The 17,055-nt window shown below is 36.7% G+C and carries 14 protein-coding genes; 4 read left to right on the top strand and 10 right to left on the bottom strand.

Features of this window, described 5'->3' with window-relative positions; all coding sequences use genetic code 11:
* Positions 1 to 12: 12 nt before the first annotated feature.
* From F4V57_RS01590 to efp, 6 genes are all read right to left on the bottom strand, one after another.
* A complete protein-coding gene (locus F4V57_RS01590) occupies positions 13 to 2,106 on the bottom strand; it encodes a transglutaminase family protein (RefSeq protein ID WP_070069869.1) in 2,094 nt (697 codons plus the stop codon).
* Complete coding sequence (locus F4V57_RS01585; RefSeq protein ID WP_070069870.1) at positions 2,106 to 3,029, bottom strand: DUF58 domain-containing protein; 924 nt, start codon at positions 3,027 to 3,029, stop codon at positions 2,106 to 2,108. Before F4V57_RS01585 ends, F4V57_RS01590 begins: the two co-directional genes overlap by 1 nt.
* A gap of 8 nt (positions 3,030 to 3,037) precedes the next feature.
* A complete protein-coding gene (locus tag F4V57_RS01580) occupies positions 3,038 to 3,988 on the bottom strand; it encodes an AAA family ATPase (RefSeq protein ID WP_406564523.1) in 951 nt (316 codons plus the stop codon).
* 80 nt (positions 3,989 to 4,068) lie between these two features.
* The gene (locus F4V57_RS01575) at positions 4,069 to 4,368 is read right to left on the bottom strand and encodes a YbdD/YjiX family protein (protein WP_070069872.1); all 300 of its coding nucleotides are present in this window, start codon (positions 4,366 to 4,368) and stop codon (positions 4,069 to 4,071) included.
* 1 nt (position 4,369) lies between these two features.
* The gene (locus F4V57_RS01570) at positions 4,370 to 6,478 is read right to left on the bottom strand and encodes a carbon starvation CstA family protein (protein ID WP_070069873.1); all 2,109 of its coding nucleotides are present in this window, start codon (positions 6,476 to 6,478) and stop codon (positions 4,370 to 4,372) included.
* A gap of 204 nt (positions 6,479 to 6,682) precedes the next feature.
* Positions 6,683 to 7,252 carry an elongation factor P gene (gene efp, locus F4V57_RS01565; protein WP_070069875.1) on the bottom strand — a complete coding sequence of 190 codons (570 nt, stop codon included), beginning with the start codon at positions 7,250 to 7,252 and terminating at the stop codon, positions 6,683 to 6,685.
* A gap of 71 nt (positions 7,253 to 7,323) precedes the next feature.
* On the opposite strand from efp, the gene epmB reads away from it, so the two are divergent.
* From epmB to F4V57_RS01550, 3 genes are read left to right on the top strand one after another with little or no spacing between them, the layout of a single operon-like run.
* Positions 7,324 to 8,331: an EF-P beta-lysylation protein EpmB gene (gene epmB, locus F4V57_RS01560; protein ID WP_070069876.1), complete on the top strand. Its 1,008-nt coding sequence runs from the start codon at positions 7,324 to 7,326 to the stop codon at positions 8,329 to 8,331.
* Between the two features lie 27 nt (positions 8,332 to 8,358).
* A complete protein-coding gene (locus F4V57_RS01555) occupies positions 8,359 to 10,116 on the top strand; it encodes a hypothetical protein (RefSeq protein ID WP_070069877.1) in 1,758 nt (585 codons plus the stop codon).
* Positions 10,113 to 12,275: an EAL domain-containing protein gene (locus tag F4V57_RS01550; protein ID WP_070069878.1), complete on the top strand. Its 2,163-nt coding sequence runs from the start codon at positions 10,113 to 10,115 to the stop codon at positions 12,273 to 12,275. The genes F4V57_RS01555 and F4V57_RS01550 overlap by 4 nt, the downstream gene beginning before the upstream one ends.
* Before the next feature lie 59 nt (positions 12,276 to 12,334).
* Here the strand turns inward: F4V57_RS01550 and rpmE are convergent, their stop codons facing one another.
* From rpmE to F4V57_RS01530, 4 genes are all read right to left on the bottom strand, one after another.
* The gene (rpmE, locus tag F4V57_RS01545; RefSeq protein ID WP_070069879.1) at positions 12,335 to 12,559 is read right to left on the bottom strand and encodes a 50S ribosomal protein L31; all 225 of its coding nucleotides are present in this window, start codon (positions 12,557 to 12,559) and stop codon (positions 12,335 to 12,337) included.
* Positions 12,560 to 12,768: 209 nt separating this feature from the next.
* Positions 12,769 to 13,773: a bile acid:sodium symporter family protein gene (locus F4V57_RS01540; RefSeq protein WP_171257539.1), complete on the bottom strand. Its 1,005-nt coding sequence runs from the start codon at positions 13,771 to 13,773 to the stop codon at positions 12,769 to 12,771.
* 109 nt (positions 13,774 to 13,882) lie between these two features.
* Positions 13,883 to 14,284 (bottom strand): lactoylglutathione lyase, encoded by a 402-nt coding sequence (gene gloA / locus F4V57_RS01535; RefSeq protein WP_070069881.1) that lies wholly within the window; start codon positions 14,282 to 14,284, stop codon positions 13,883 to 13,885.
* A gap of 110 nt (positions 14,285 to 14,394) precedes the next feature.
* On the bottom strand, positions 14,395 to 15,894 hold the full coding sequence (locus tag F4V57_RS01530; protein ID WP_070069882.1) for a bifunctional ADP-dependent NAD(P)H-hydrate dehydratase/NAD(P)H-hydrate epimerase: 1,500 nt from the start codon (positions 15,892 to 15,894) through the stop codon (positions 14,395 to 14,397).
* A 19-nt stretch (positions 15,895 to 15,913) separates the two neighbouring features.
* Here F4V57_RS01530 and queG point away from each other — a divergent pair, with 19 nt between their 5' ends.
* Entirely contained in the window at positions 15,914 to 17,014 is a 1,101-nt protein-coding gene (gene queG / locus F4V57_RS01525) for a tRNA epoxyqueuosine(34) reductase QueG (RefSeq protein ID WP_070069883.1), read from the top strand.
* Positions 17,015 to 17,055: the final 41 nt, after the last annotated feature.

Genomic DNA, 17,055 nt, shown 5'->3' with positions numbered 1-17,055 from the left:
GCTTTTTATGTGCTAATTTAAGCTAATTGGATATTTCATCAACAAATCAATTAACTTTTTCATTTGTTGAAATGAAAGTGATTGAATATATAAATGCTGTGAATATAACTGCATAATCACTGTCAGTTGGTCATTGCTACCATGTTTTGCTTCTATTCGTTTCATCCACGTTATTATAGGTTCACCATCCTGTCTAGATAGTTCTTGTTTTTCTAGCCGTTTAGATAAAGACATTACCGCTGTTTCTAATTTACTTTTTTTATTTTTCTGTAAATAACCAATAGCCTTTAATAATATCCAAAAAAATACAAATGTTAATAAAAGTAATAATAAGATTTGCTGTGTTAAATTTTGAATAGACCATTGTTTTAACCAATTTCTTTGTTTTGATTGATCAAATCCAACCACTTTACTCTGCCATTGATAATTAACATAATCTGTCAAAATCTTTACCTCTGTTAACCACTGTGATTGCTTTGCCTGAATTTTTGCAAGCATAGAGTTTCCATAAACTTGTTGGTATTGTTGTGAATACTGTTGCATACCGTATTCAATTCTCGCTGGAGCAATCGCTGCAGTTGGATCCATACGCACCCATCCTTGACCTTGAAACCATACCTCTGTCCATGCATGTGCATCCAGTTGACGTACTTCCCAACTTTGTTGATCTGGAGCTAAACGCCCACCTTGATAACCCACTACAACTCGTGCCGGAATATTTGCCATACGCATTAAATTTACAAATGCAGAGGCATAATGCTCACAAAATCCGGTACGTGTATGAAATAAAAAATCATCAATCCGGTTATTATCCTGTAATAAAGGAGGTGATAAAGTATAAGAAAACTGCTGTGTATTAAACCAATGTAATACGGCTTGCGCATATTTTTGTGGATCTTGACCAGATTGTAGAAACAATTGTTGTGCAAATTGCTGACTTTGAGGATTCTCAGAAGATGGCAGTTGAATATTTTGTCTAATTTTGTCTATCGGTAATTCCACATCAATTTTCGGTTGTGGCAATAAGTATGCAAGCTGAAATTGTTGTTGCTGGTTTAAATTAAATGGTAAACGCCAACTCAAATCTGATTGCAGGATCAATGGCTTACTGGCTAAACTAAAATCCAAAGCATAAAACCAAGCCTGTTGTGATGGCTGCATAATTAAATAATATGACTTTGTCTGGATCTCTTGAGATTTATCAAATAAATATGCACTAGGTAAATGTAATCGATTTAATGAAATGGTATTTTTTTCTAAACTAAATTTAGGTATTCGACGCCACTGTTTACCATCAAATTGGTCAAGTACCATTGCCCGCCAGTAAAGTTGTGTTGAATCCGGCATAGATTCAGGCTGAGAAAAAATCACACGAAAAACCAATTCACTGGACTGACTTAATTGTGCAATATCTCCTGGAGACATAACATCATTCATCCCCGTTCTTGCTTGAGTTGTTGTTGTAGGAACACTCCATAAGGGCGGAAATCTTGGAAAAAATAAAAATAATAAAATCATTAACGGAACAGCAAACCCCATTAATTTAATAATTGTGGTAAAAGCCTGACGGCGTAGCTGGTTTTTGGAAACGTTCTGAAATGATACTTCCTCATAAGCATCATTATAATACTGTAATTGATGCATTGCATATAAACACACAATAACAGCAATACATGCTGCAACAGCTAATCCAATGCTCTGACCATATAAAAATAAACTGGCAACAACAAATAATGAAAAATTATACTGAATAATTGCGTCACGATATCTTTTAACCTCAAATGCCTTAACTAAAAGAATTGTAACCAGTGTTGAACATCCTGCTTCAACACCCAGAAAGGTTTTATAATGTGCATAAATAATTGCCAAACCTAGTAACAAAACAACATATTGTATCCATTTGTTTTTTAATTTCTTAAAATTTCCATTTTTAAAAAAATTAAACTGCCATAAAATCAAAATAGAAATTAATAAGATATTTAGTAATCTTGGCATATAAAATAGATGCGGAAGAATTGTGATCCACAATACCATTAACAAATAACGATCATTACGTGAATTTAATGCTGTCCATGCTACAGAATGTCTAATTTTTTGTTTTAACATTATGGTTCCTTGGCCAACATTAATTTAGCTTGAAAAAAATGCTCATCGCCATGCCCATATTCAAGAAATTGTGTGGGAAGTTGTAAACTAAATGCATAATGCTGCTGATAGGCTTGCTCCACTAAATACATTAATTGACCTAATTTTTGTTCATGTAATGACAAAGTCATATCAATGTAATTAAAGTTTAATGCCTGTTCTTGATATTGTTCAAATTGCTTGACCAGTAATCCTTTACCTTTTGCATATTGTTGCCATGCAACGCGATTAAGCCCATCACCAGATTGAAATTCTCGCAAATGACTAAAATCTTCAATGCCACTAGTACTCAACTGGGAAGATCGAAATCCATAATGTTGTAAATTTACCATTATAGCTTCAGGTGCAATCCATATTTCTGTATTTGGATAAGCTAAACTCCATGCTTTTACTAAAGCAAATGGATAAACACTATAGAAATATAAACGTTCAATTTGATACCGTCCTCTTGCTTTTGGTAATACAGTAAATGATATTATTTCTGTTATTTTTAATATTGATATTTTCTTATATTGTTGTTCAAACTCGAATCGTAAATGCAAATGTACATAATTTTTTAAAGGAGAAACTTGATAATTAAGTTTCAACGGTTGATTAATTTGTCCCAATTCTTGTGCATTGATTTGTAGTTTTAAACCATAAAGTTGTTTAAATGCCAAATAAAAACTTAATACCAAAATGCTAATTAATAAGAAACATAAAGCCAGAATTAGATTGTTTGCATAATTAATTCCAGCAATAAATGTAATTAAAATTAAAATAATATAAAGATAACCTTCACGATGCACAAAAATTAAAATATCTCTATGTGTTAATCGCTTGTTATTTACTAGTCTAAACCGTTGCACTAACCAACGTTGCCAGTAGGATTTAATTATTTTCATTCATTGACCTAAAATGTAATATCTCTTAACGCTTGCTGAATTTCCTGTTTTGATAAATGAATACGATGAGCAACAACCGGTGCAAAAACTGCCTGAACATCTTCATGCATAGTATAATATCGCCCTTCCAGTAAAGCGTGTGCCTGCACTGCTCTTTTTAATGCCAATAATCCCCGTGTCGATAATCCTTGAACTTTTGCTCTTGTCCAAGCAACCAATGCCTGTAAATAATCTAGCACTGGATCTGATAATAATATTTGCTCACAAACATTTTGAAGTTGCAGGATTTTGTCTTGATTCAAGACTGGTTGCATTTCTATCAATATACGGCGTCGGACCTGCCCTTTTAACAAAGCACGTTCTGCCTGCTCTGAAGGATACCCCATAGATAAACACATCAAAAAACGATCTAATTGTGATTCAGGTAGTGGATAAGTTCCTGATTGTTGTAAAGGATTTTGGGTTGCAATCACCCAAAATGGTTCAGGTAATACATGGCGTATACCTTCGACAGATACCATGCCTTCTTCCATAGCTTCCAGTAAAGCACTTTGAGTTTTTGGACTACTACGATTAATTTCATCTGCAAGTAAAATCTGACTAAAAATTGCGCCTTGTTTAAATTCAAATTTTGACGTGTCTGGATAAAAAATATTGCTTCCAATAATATCGCTTGGAAGCAAGTCGTTGGTAAACTGAATACGTTGAAAATGCAGTCCCGAAAGTACAGATAAAGCCTGAGCCAGTGTAGTTTTCCCTAAACCGGGCAAATCTTCAAATAACACATGCCCTTTGGCCAATAAACAACATACCGCAAGTTTAATTTGTTCAGGTTTATCTAAAACGATCTGATTTAATGCCTGAAGATAGTCTTGTAATCCAGGAGATAACTGTTCAACTTGTTTGGCGAGTAAACTGTATTCATCATGGTCATACGATTGTTGTTTTTTATTCCACAGCATGAAATCCCCCATCTACCCCATAAAAAAGTGCACTTCTTAGAGTACACTATTTTATTGAAGAGAAAATAAAATTCAGATTAACATGGACACTTTTTCAAATTACCTGCCGATGGATACCGTGCATCTACACAATAACGATGAAAGGTTTTTTCATCCATAGGTGTTAAATCTGGATGATGTGTACTCATGTGTTCCAAATATGTTTGATAATCCGGTACACCAACCATCAAACGAAAACTTTGTTGAAGTCGTTGCCATAATACTGCAATCCTTGACCAGTTTTTAGGTGAAAAAATCAAATGTTTTTGTGACATGATGGTAAATTTGATAATTCGAATCATGACTGTTTTACCATGATGTGCAATTTTCAGATTCATATTAATCCCCTTTGCTCACACCTGTTACATTAATATTGGATTCATCAGCATAGACGGCTGGTGCTTCATTAACCGTTGGATTCGGATTAGCTAATGCGCGGCGAATTACAGTAATGGATGCAAATAACATAACAATCGCAACCAACATAAAGAATCCGCACAACACCGCATTAATCTGATTGGATAAAATCACCGTTTGCATTTCAGCAACAGTTTTTGCTGGCGCAAGTAATTCACCATTCGCCAATGCATTTTTAAAACGATCTGCTTGAGCTAAAAAACCAATTTTCGGATTTTCATGGAAAATCTTTTGCCAGCCAGCAGTCATACACGTTACAAAAAGAAAAATAGTAGGTAGAATCGTCACCCAAACATATTTTTCTTTTTTCATTTTAAACAAAATGACGGTACCCAATAGCAATGCCATAGCAGCAAGCATCTGGTTACCAATACCAAATAATGGCCACAATGAGTTGATACCGCCCAATGGATCAACAACGCCTTGATAAACAAAAAAGCCCCATCCTGCAACGGCAATAGCCGTACCAATCAAATTACCAATAAATGATTTTGAGTTTTTAATCGCAGGAATGACGATACCTACAGTATCCTGCACCATAAAGCGACAAGCACGAGTCCCTGCATCTACTGCAGTTAAAATAAATAATGCTTCAAACAAAATTGCAAAATGATACCAAAAAGACATCATGGCACGGCTGTTAAAAATTTCTGAGATGATGTGTGCCATACCAATTGCAAATGTTGGTGCGCCACCAGTACGCGAAAGAATTGAGCTCTCTCCCACTTCCTGTGCCAATACACTCAACATTTCTGGTGTAACCACAAAGCCCAATTGACGTACTGCTTCAGAAGCACTTTCTACAGTGGTTCCCAAAACCGCAGATGGTGCATTAATGGCAAAATAAATGCCAGGCTCAAGCACGGTCGCACAGATCATTGCCATGATTGCCACAAATGATTCCATTAGCATACCGCCATAACCAATCATTCGTATATCAGCTTCATTATTGACAAGTTTTGGCGTTGTACCACTCGATACAAGGGCATGAAAACCAGAAATCGCCCCACAAGCAATGGTAATAAATAAAAATGGGAATAAACTACCCGAGAAAACCGGGCCAGTACCATCAATAAAATGTGTTACTGCAGGCATTTTCATCATTGGCATGGCAACAACAATACCAATTGCTAACCCTACAATCACACCAATTTTTAAGAAGGTTGATAAATAATCACGTGGTGCTAAAAGCAACCAAACAGGTAATACCGAAGCAATAAAACCATAGATCACCAAGGCCCAGGTCAATTGTGTACCGCTTAAAGTGAAAAATGGTCCCCAGTATGGATCTGCTGCAATATGTCCACCATAGACAATTCCCAACATCATCAAGACAAAGCCAATAATAGATACTTCTGCAATTTTACCCGGACGAATAAAACGCATGTAAATACCCATAAAAATTGCTATTGGAATTGTCGCCGCAATACTAAATACACCCCATGGGCTATGGGCCAAGGCTTTAACCACCACCAATGCCAACACAGCCAAAATAATAATCATCACGCCTAATGCACCTAGCATTACAATGACTCCGGCAAAGGCACCTAATTCCTGTTTTGCCATTTCGCCCAATGAGCGCCCGTCTCTGCGTGTGGAAATGAAAAGAACCAGAAAATCCTGCACGGCACCGGCCAATACAACACCGACCAGTAACCAAATTGTACCGGGTAAATATCCCATTTGTGCTGCCAAAATAGGGCCAACTAAAGGCCCTGCACCGGCAATCGCAGCAAAATGATGTCCAAACAAAACACTTTTATTGGTAGGTACATAATCCAGACCATCTGCCAAACGATGTGCGGGTGTCAAACGCCGTGGATTTAATTCAAATACTTTTTCCGAGATATATAGACTGTAAAACCGATAGGCAATGCTATAAATACAAGCGGCGGCAAGTACCAACCATACGGCATTCACATGTTCACCACGACTTACTGCCAATACAGCAAATGATATTGCGCCAATGATCGTGATTAAACTCCAAAGCAGCTTACTTTTTACGCTCATTCTAGTTTTTATTTCGCCCATTCGCATGTCTCCTTGAATATATGATTAGCAGATGAAAGGTTGTAATTATTCATTCTGAATAGAAACAATCCCTTATTATGTTTATCAGCTCTGCTTTCTTCCTTGTGACTGTACTCTTCCCATGCTGCAAAATATCTAAGACTTTGGCATAAAAAAAGGACGGTTTTCAACCATCCTTTACAGAGTAGCATAATTTAAAAATAATTACGCACGCTCTAAATATTCACCAGTACGTGTATCAACACGAACACTTTCTTCTTGTTGAACGAACAATGGTACACGAACAACTGCACCTGTTTCGAGTTTTGCTGGTTTACCACCTGTTCCAGCAGTATCACCTTTAACACCCGGATCAGTTTCAACAATTTTTAAAATCACAAAGTTTGGCGCACTAACGTTTAATGGCACACCATTAAATAACATGATGCTACAAGTTTCATTAGAATCGTCTTTTAACCACTTTACAGCATCGCCCATAGCAGTTTTATCTGCAGCAATCTGCTCAAAAGATTCCGGATCCATGAAATGCCACATTTCACCATCGTTGTACAAATAGTTCATTTCAACTTCAACGATATCTGCAGCTTCCAGTGAATCACCGGATTTAAAAGTTTTTTCCAGAACTTTACCAGTTTTCAGGTTACGCAATTTTACACGGTTAAATGCTTGTCCTTTACCCGGCTTGACGTATTCATTTTCCATGATTGAACATGGATTACTATCAAGCATTACTTTTAAGCCTGGCTTAAATTCGTTTGTAGAATAATTGGCCATGTCTGGCACACTCCAAATTTAACAACTCAACTATAATATAATGCCATATCGCATTATCAAAATCGTGTCGCATGATAAACTATTTATTCCAAGAGAAAAACTGGCAATCACAACTCAATGATCTAATTACTGATCCATTTGAGTTAATTTCACTGCTTGAGCTTTCTCCTGAGCAACTGGATCATCAGGCCCTATTGGCCAACAAACAGTTTAAACTTCGTGTACCACGCCAATTTGTTGAAAAAATACAGATCGGAAACCCACATGACCCATTATTATTACAAGTATTACCACACCATCTGGAAATGCAGGCATTACAAGGATTTAGCTTAGATCCTCTGGGTGAGCGGGACGCCAATGCACTACCGGGCATTTTACATAAATATAAATCCAGATTATTACTTACATTAACTGGGGCATGCGCCATTCATTGTCGTTATTGTTTCAGACGTCATTTTCCTTATCAGGAAAATTTACCCAAAGAAAAAGACTGGCTCCCAATCAAAAAATATTTACTGGAGCATCCCGATGTTAACGAAATTATTTTAAGTGGTGGTGATCCTCTATCTGTATCCAATGAAAAACTCGCACGATGGATACAACATTTTGAAGAATTATCACAAATTAAAACCCTAAGAATTCATAGCCGGCTACCCGTCGTTATTCCGCAACGCATTGATCAAGATTTTCTCGATATTTTACAAAATACTCATTTAAAGCTGGTGATGGTTGTACACAGCAACCACCCACAAGAGCTGGATCAGGCATTTGATGATGCTATGAGTAACTTGATCAAAAAAAATGTGATGCTGTTCAATCAATCAGTATTATTAAAAGGAATTAACGACAATTCTTTGATTTTAAGTGATTTAAGCTATCGACTGTTTCATGCACGTGTGCTACCTTATTATCTGCATGTATTGGATAAAGTCAGTGGATCCGGTCATTTTTTGATTAGTGATATACATGCACAAAAAATTTATCAAGCAATTTTAAAAGAACTACCAGGTTACCTAGTACCAAAATTAGTCAGAGAGATTCATGGTGAATTACATAAAACACCATTAAATATTTTCTGAGATGAAAATTTTCGGGGTCTTGCAAGAATGACAATCAAGTTAGATAAACTTTTTAGCGATACAGTAATACTTGATATCCAGCAACTTACCTATATCCAAAATTACGCTAAGGAAAATGTAGTACGACAGTGGTTACAGGAACTTGTTGAACTAGAGCTTGGTGAAGCAGCCAAACAAATTTTTGTTACTTTATTGGAATTACGCAATCTTAATTGTGAAGATACAATCCGTTGCCAATTATTAGGAATAATCGAACCAATATTGGCTCAGATTCTGATTTCACTGGAAAAGCACTATCTCAATCAGTCCTTACTAGAAACCAAGAGAGATCAACAAATTGCAGAATTAGTGCTGGAAATTAAATCATTATATGCATTAATTTACAGTGAAATCTTTAAACGCACCCAGCGACAACTGGAAACCAGAAAATTTTCTATTCTTGAATTTAACCTCAAGAAAAAATTATTAAATATTCAAAAGACTGCTGCATTAAATGCCCTATACCATCTCACTCAATTATTGCATTCACTACATTTAATTTATTTGGATATTCCAAAACGTTTCTGGTTACTTGCTTACTCTATTTATCATCTAGCCAAGGCTAAAGGTATTACAGATGAAAAAATTGAGTCGAATAAACTGATTCACCTACATATTCAGACACTTGAACAAGCTTTTAAAGAGCTTTTATTACTACACATTCTAAATAGCCATAAATTACGTCAGGCAGAAACTCGCCAACTCATGTTGTGTATCCCTTATTGGGTCGATCTTGTTAACATTTCCAATCATCCTCAACATCAGAGTAAATATGAGCTAAACTTTTACCAAGATCAGCCACCTAAACCCTACATGGAAAGACCTAGCCATCATGCTGAGTCCTACTTTCTGGATACCTATCAACTTAAAAATTATATTACCGAAACATTGGGCAACAGCAAAAAGTGTCACTCTGAAATAGAAGAAAAAAATTTAAGCTCTGTACTCAAATTTCATATTTTGTCGATACTGGATGAAAATAATGTGCGCAAAAGCACTCGTTATAGTCAAGAAGGCGAAGTGGAATTATTATTAGGCATTACTTCAGCCCACTTTTTTCTATCCAAAGCCAAGCACTTCAAGGAAACTTTACTACTGTTAAATGATACATCCAATTTTGATGGACGTCAGCTACGTTTAGATGAACATGGCTTATCTCATCACGAAATCCAAATTTCATCTAGGACATACGCTCAAAGATTCAATGCAGAAATCAGTAAAATTTATACTGCCAATTTAGTTAATCGCAGTGATGAAGGCATGTGTTTGCAATGGACATCTGCTTCTGCCAATCACCTGAGAACAGGACGCTTTATTCTCTTCAGAGAACGTAGTGATGATCCATGGACCAGTGGAATTGTTCGCTGGATTAAATCAATGGATCATGAAATTGTGCAATTCGGTATTGAACTATTCACTCAGCACATGTGTCCTGCAGCCGTTCGTATTGTCTCAAAACAACAGGAATATGTTTATCATCCTGCAATAATTTTAGTTAATCATACAAATCAGTATACGATTATATTACAAAGCTCACAAATTTTTTCTGAAAATCAAAATCTGTTACTACGTTTAGCACAAGAAGAAATTCGGATTTTTTTAAAAACAGGGAGTATCCTTACATCAAATTGTGCTCGTTTTGAATTTGATGTACTGGAACCACCAAAACGAACCCTGCTGCAACATTATATTGAGCAACATGCTTACAGTGCCAATACACAAGATTTGTGGGAATCTCTCAAATGAACTTATTACAAGCTAACCAGATCAAATACAATCATGTGATACGTTTGTTAATGGTAGATCATCAACAAAATAACTTTAATCACATCCAACTTGCATTAAAAGACGCTGGCTATCAATCACAGGGAAAACTACTTGATGACTTAAGTAGTTTTGAAAAAATGATTAATCTACAATGGGATGCGATTGTTTTTCATCATGCTTATGATTTTAGTTATGAGCAAGCTATCAAAATGTTGAGAGAAAAACAAAAAAATGTTCCAGTATTGCTTTTAAGTACAATAGATGTACGTAGTCCTGAAGCATTAGATGTTTACAAGTTGGGTGTATTCAGTATTCTACATCCAGAAAATTATGATTATATTTCAATCATGTTGGTTAGAGCCGCAGTATTTACCCGCATTTTAAGACAGAAACAAAAATTATCTGATGAAGTTGATAAGCTACAACAACAAAGTCAAAGTCTGGTTAAAAATACAGATTATGCTGTAGCAGTATTTCATGAAGGTGTTCATGTATCCGTAAACCAACAATATATTACCCTTTTTGGTCAACAATCTGCTGATGACTTTATTGGCTTGCCGATTATGGATGTATTATGTCCGCAAGATACTTCACAATTTAAAAAAGCTTATAAACGTTTTGCTGCCGGAGATTTTAGTGAATCGCCGATTACAATTGATACAACAAATTCACAATGCCAAGAAAAAAAATTAAAACTTCAGTTTTCACACATTAATTTTGAAAATGAAAATGACCTACAATTGATTGTTCTTACTGATAATATTAATCATGACTTGGAGCATCAAAGCAAATCTATGCATGATGAACAATCATTACTGCACCGTGACTCTAATTTTTTCCCATATATTCAAACCTTATTGTCAACAAATCAAAATATCTGTTTAGTTTTTTTTGTTTTGAACGATTTACCTGAATCCTTATTCAAATTAGAATGGAATGCTCCTGGGCAATTCTTTGTATCATTACAACAACAACTCAATAAACTCAGTCCACATGCTCTTTATCATATTGCTGAGCATATTTTCGTGTTATGTATTAGTAACCCTAATCATGAAGCGGTGCAGAAATATCTTGATCAAATTCAACCACATTTGCCAAAAAGTATTCAGGTAAATCAACATCAATTTGCTATCTCCATACGCTTGACAAGCACCACGATAAATCAACGGATCTCAGAAAGTCAATTAAATCAATATATTAATCAAGCTTTACAACAATCTGAAGTTACTAATCATTCAGATACCCCTCTTATTGACTCGCAAATATCTGAATCAGCTCTTGGTGCTCATCCTACAGAATCTGAAACAACAACTGCTGTATCAGAGTTTATCAATGAAACAACTGAACAACCTTCATCATCCTTGATGATTGATGAAAATGGTGATACTACCTTAGTCAGATCCCTTGAACAGCAATTACAACAGAATCAGATTCAGCTACGTTATCAACAAATATATGATAAAGAAGATATTGATACCCATCTATATGAAGTAAGTGCATATTTTAGGCATGGTGAAAATACTATTAATTTTAAAGGTTGCGATGAGTTATTTAGACAAAATCCCGCCATTGCAATCAAGGCACATCGTTGGGTATTGGTAGAAGCTTGTAAACATTTACATAACTTTTTACCGCAACGTCCAAAAGCAAAAATTATTGTTTCCCTACATTCTATCTGCTTTAATGATCAAGATTTGATAAATTTATTTGCCAAACTGGTTAGTTTAATTAATTCTAAATATACACATCCCCTTATCTTACATTTAAAAGAAAGTGATATTGTTTTATGTATGGAAGATACACTTAAATTCTGTCAAAAGGTTCGTGATCAGGGAATTGATCTTGCAATTGAAGATTTTGGTACAACCGAGTTTAGTAAGGTCATTTTACCTAGACTAGGTATTCAATATGCACAATTAAATACAAAATACAGTCAACTATTATTAACAGATGATGGCTTGGTAGAATTACAGGAACGTCTGGACGATTTCAGAACCCACATGCCTGATGTCAAATTCTTAATTGGTGAACTCAATGATATGACAATATTTGCCAATGCATGGAATGTAGATATTCGTTATTTACAAGGAAATTATTTTCAGGCAAAACAATCTGAATTTGTGGATAGTGCAAGTTAATTCAGCACTTTCTACGACAATAAAAAACGGGCAATTTGCCCGTTTTCTTTTGCAGTCGCTTAGCGTTTAATGCTACGTGACATACCAGCAAAACGTTGTTTGAACTTGTCAATACGACCACCAGTATCTACAGATTTTTGTTTACCTGTATAGAATGGATGGCAAGCTGAACATACATCAAGATAAATAGTATCTTTACCTAATGCAGAACGTGTTTCAATTACATTGCCACATGAGCAAGTTGCTACAATATTTTTGTATGCTGGATGAATATCGGCACGCATTGTCGATTACTCCTAAAATAAGAAAGGCTTAAGCCATCATCGCAATTAATCACTCTCAAAATTTGAGGAAAAGGCTAAATATATTCAGCAGATTAACACGATCACAGACCATTTCTTTTGGCCCACCGAGACAATCATTGTCAGAGCTAAGCACAACAAGTGGACAGAATTATAAAGGATTTATCCCTATTCGCCAAATGATTTCCAAGTTAACTTTCGGACTTTAACATCGTTGATGGTGTATCATTTTCTTGCCGAGACCATTTGGCAGCAATCACACCACATACCATTAACTGAATTTGATGAAAAATCATGATTGGTAAGACAATTAAACCGAGTGGCTGACCAATAAATAGAATTTGTGCCATCGGTACACCAGATGCCAGTGTTTTTTTAGAGCTACAGAAGAAAATTGTTACCTGATCTGGACGATTAAACCCAAGTAATTTAGGTAGAAATTGTGCTAGCAACATCACAATCGTCAATAATACCGAACAGGCCATGACCAGATAAAATAAAGTTAACCCATCAACCTGATGCCAAAGTCCGGCAATCACTGCACTACTAAACGCACCGTAAACCACCATCAAAATACTGCCCTGATCAAATGCTTTCACAATACTTGGTTTTTTTGCCATTTGTGGAAATACCCAAGGACGTAACACCTGCCCTAAAATAAAAGGAATCAGTAAAAGTGCGACAATTTTGATGATTGATGATGTTGGATCAAAATCATGCTGGGTCTGACCGAGAATAAAAAAACTTACAAGAACAGGCGTAATGAACATGCCAATAATATTGGAAAATGAAGCACTACACACCGCAGCAGCCGTATTACCTTTGGCGACAGAAGTAAAGGCTATCGAGGATTGTACTGTAGATGGCAAAAAGCACATAAACAGAAAGCCCCAATATAATTGCTGCCCAAGCATAGGTAATAAAACAGGTTTGGCCAATAATCCGATGACCGGAAAAAGTAAAAATGTAAATGCAAATACCACAGCATGTAACTTCCAATGCATAATGCCCTGCACTACAGCTTCTCTAGAGAGTTTAGCACCATGCAAAAAGAACAAAATTGCAATAGCAATGGTTGTCAGTAAATTAAATATTATTGCTGCTTGTCCATGAATGGGCAAAATCGTTGCTAAAACAACCATAAGCACCAATAACAGGGTAAAGCGGTCAATTGCCAGTAATTTCAACATGATAATCACCCAATAAAAAAGCCCAGTATTCCATTACTAAGATACTGAGCCTACAGAATTCACGATTTATAAGCAATAATTTATCGAAAATCCTACCATACTCCTGCAAGAAATTTTAGTTATTTGTTGCATTTTCATCTTGCTGAATTAATTCGACTTTATAACCATCCGGATCTTCAACAAAAGCAATAACTGTCACACCACCTTTCATTGGTCCAGCTTCACGAACAACTTTGCCACCACGCGCCTTAATCTCGTCACAGGCCGTATATGCGTCATCCACAGCGATTGCAATATGTCCATACGCATTGCCCAAATCATAATGGTCAGTATCCCAATTATGGGTTAATTCCAGTACTGTATGATTTGCTTCATCTCCATAGCCTACAAATGCAAGGGTAAAGCGCCCTTCCTGATACTCCCGCTGACGTAATAATTGCATACCGAGTACTTCAGTATAGAACTTTAGAGATCGTTCTAGATTGCCTACTCGTAACATGGTATGTAACATGCGCATGATATTCATCCTTTTTATTGATCAAAACTACAATGTGAGGCTAAAAATCATAAATCAAAGCCTACTTCCTATTCTACCATCAACTTGTATATCACTTTGGGGGCAATTAATCAGTCAAAATTTACACCATTTACCACCTGATAAATTGCTTGTGACATGTGATGTGCCTGTAGTCCACGCATCCCATGTTGAGCAAGACGATCTCCAGCCAAAGCGTGTAAACTGACAATTTCTGCAATAGAAATTACTTTGGAAAATTGTGCTTTCAGTCCTGCCATCATGCCGGATAAAACATCCCCCATTCCTGCTGTTGCCATACCAGGATTACCAAAAGCACAAATTTCCAGACGATTGTTTTGTAAACTCAGTGAACCCGCACCTTTCAAAATCCATTGTCCGCCATAACATCGTTGTAACTGATGAATTGCAGTAATACGATCTGATTCAATCTCAGCAACAGAGCAATGCAGTAATCGGGCAGCTTCACCGGAATGTGGCGTAGCAATGCAGTGTTCTGGTAAATGCACTTGTTCTGGCAAATCTGCCAAAAACCAGAGTGCATCAGCATCAAGTACCAGAGCTTTTAGATGTGTTTGCTTTAATAATTGTTGCAAAATTGGCTGAAAAAATTGTGCAGCCCATTGATCCCGACCAAATCCCATACCAAAACATACGCTGTCAATAGACTGTAAAAATTCGTTAAATGCGACTTCATTAAGCTGCGTGATATCCTGCAACATAATATTTGGACTTCTGGCTAAAATGGCAGTGTGATGATGTGGATCACACATGATTGTTACCTTACCTGCTCCTGTCGCAATCGCAGCTTCACCAGACATCATCACTGCCCCTCCCATTTTGGGATGTCCGCCAATCACTAAAACATGACCAAAATCACCTTTATGTTGAAAAGCCAGTCTAGATGCCAGTACTGGCTTGGTCTTATTGAAATAGGCGGTTGCGATTAATTGTCCATCTTTAGGAATCAATGGTAATTCGTACAAGTCCCCCACGTAGGCTTGTGCCTGAGCAATCAATAGTCCAGTTTTTAAAGCCATAACCGTTAAAGTGAGATCAACTTTGGTGGCAACCGGCATAGGTATTCCATGATCCGGATGTAAACCGCTTGGTAAATCAAGCGCAATTTTAATACCACTCACCTGATTGAATTGCTTGATATATTGCTGCGCTTGATCGTTCAATTCACGATTCAAACCATTACCGAATAAAGCATCAATGTGTATATCATAATCATTCAGTGGGAAATCCGAATATATTTGAATTTGCTGCGCTCTTGCTTGCTGTTCGGCACATTTGGTTTCTATGCTAATAGGTTGATAAGCTGCAAAAATTGCAACATGATAACCCGCCTGCTGCAAGTAAAAGGCAGTCAAATAACCATCACCACCATTATTTCCAGCACCACACCAAACCAATATTCGCCGGTGTGTCATGGAATTCTGGTTTAAGTAATTCTGTATTGCCTGATCAATCGCCAAAGCTGCCTGCTGCATTAACCCATAACTGCTATTTCCGGCAGCAAACCAACGTTGTTCCCATGCCCGAATGTCCTGACTATGGTAAACTTCCTTCCCATCTATTGTTTTCATCTTGCCTCTTTTATTCTGCATGTCGAAAAATTCTGTCAAAACTCTGGATTTATCTTTACGGGAAAATCCTCAGGCACTCAAAACGTGGATTAAAACTCAAGCACTTGCACTTGGTTTTAATGACTGCGTGATTGCCAAACCTGATACCAAAGATCAACTTGAACATTTTAAACGCTATCTAGATCAAGGCTATCATGCAGATATGCATTATCTGACAGAAAATCTGGATAAACGAGCTGATCCAACGTTATTGGTGCCTAATACCCAAAGTATCATTTGCGTCCGTCTCAATTACCTACAGGATAAACCTCAGCCACGTTATATTCCAGATACTCCGGATATTGGTATTATTGCACGATATGCACGTGGACGGGATTACCATAAAGTTATGCGTGGCCGCTTAAAACAGCTGGCGCAATGCATAGAGGCTAAAATTGGCCCATTTAGTTCAAGACCTTTTAGTGACTCAGCACCAATTTTTGAAAAAACACTGGCAGAAAATGCCGGAATGGGCTGGACAGGTAAACATACTTTACTGATCAATCGCCAATCTGGTTCTTTTTTTGTACTCGGTGAATTATTCTGTAGTCTGCAATTACCTTTTGATGCTCCGGCAACACGACACTGTGGCTCATGTTCTGCCTGTATTGATATTTGTCCAACTCAGGCAATTGTCGAACCTTATATGCTAGATGCCCGTAAATGCATTGCCTACCTTACTATTGAATACAAAGGCAGTATTCCACTGGCTTTACGTCCAATGATTGGGAATCGTATCTTTGGATGTGATGATTGTCAGCTAATCTGTCCCTGGAATCGCTATGCAAAAGTGACCACCCTAGAAGATTTTCATACTCGTCATCAACTTGATCAAACGCATTTAATGGACTTTTGGCAATGGGATGAATCAACATTTCTGGCAAAAACAGAAGGTAGTGCCATCCGCCGTACCGGATTTCAGAGTTTTAAACGCAATGTAGCGATTGCGCTAGGCAATGCACCCTTTTCTGCCGCAATATGCTCTGCATTACAACAACAAAATACCGAACACAATGATCTCGTACTAGAGCACCGAAACTGGGCACTCCAACAACAAATAAATAAAAATGTGCAATCATGATTTTTCAAGCTTTTTATTTGATTAAATTTTATACAAAAATA

Source organism: Acinetobacter qingfengensis (assembly GCF_008693185.1).
In the GTDB taxonomy this organism is placed as follows: Bacteria; Pseudomonadota; Gammaproteobacteria; order Pseudomonadales; family Moraxellaceae; genus Acinetobacter; species Acinetobacter qingfengensis.
This window is presented reverse-complemented; position numbering and strand designations above follow the sequence as displayed.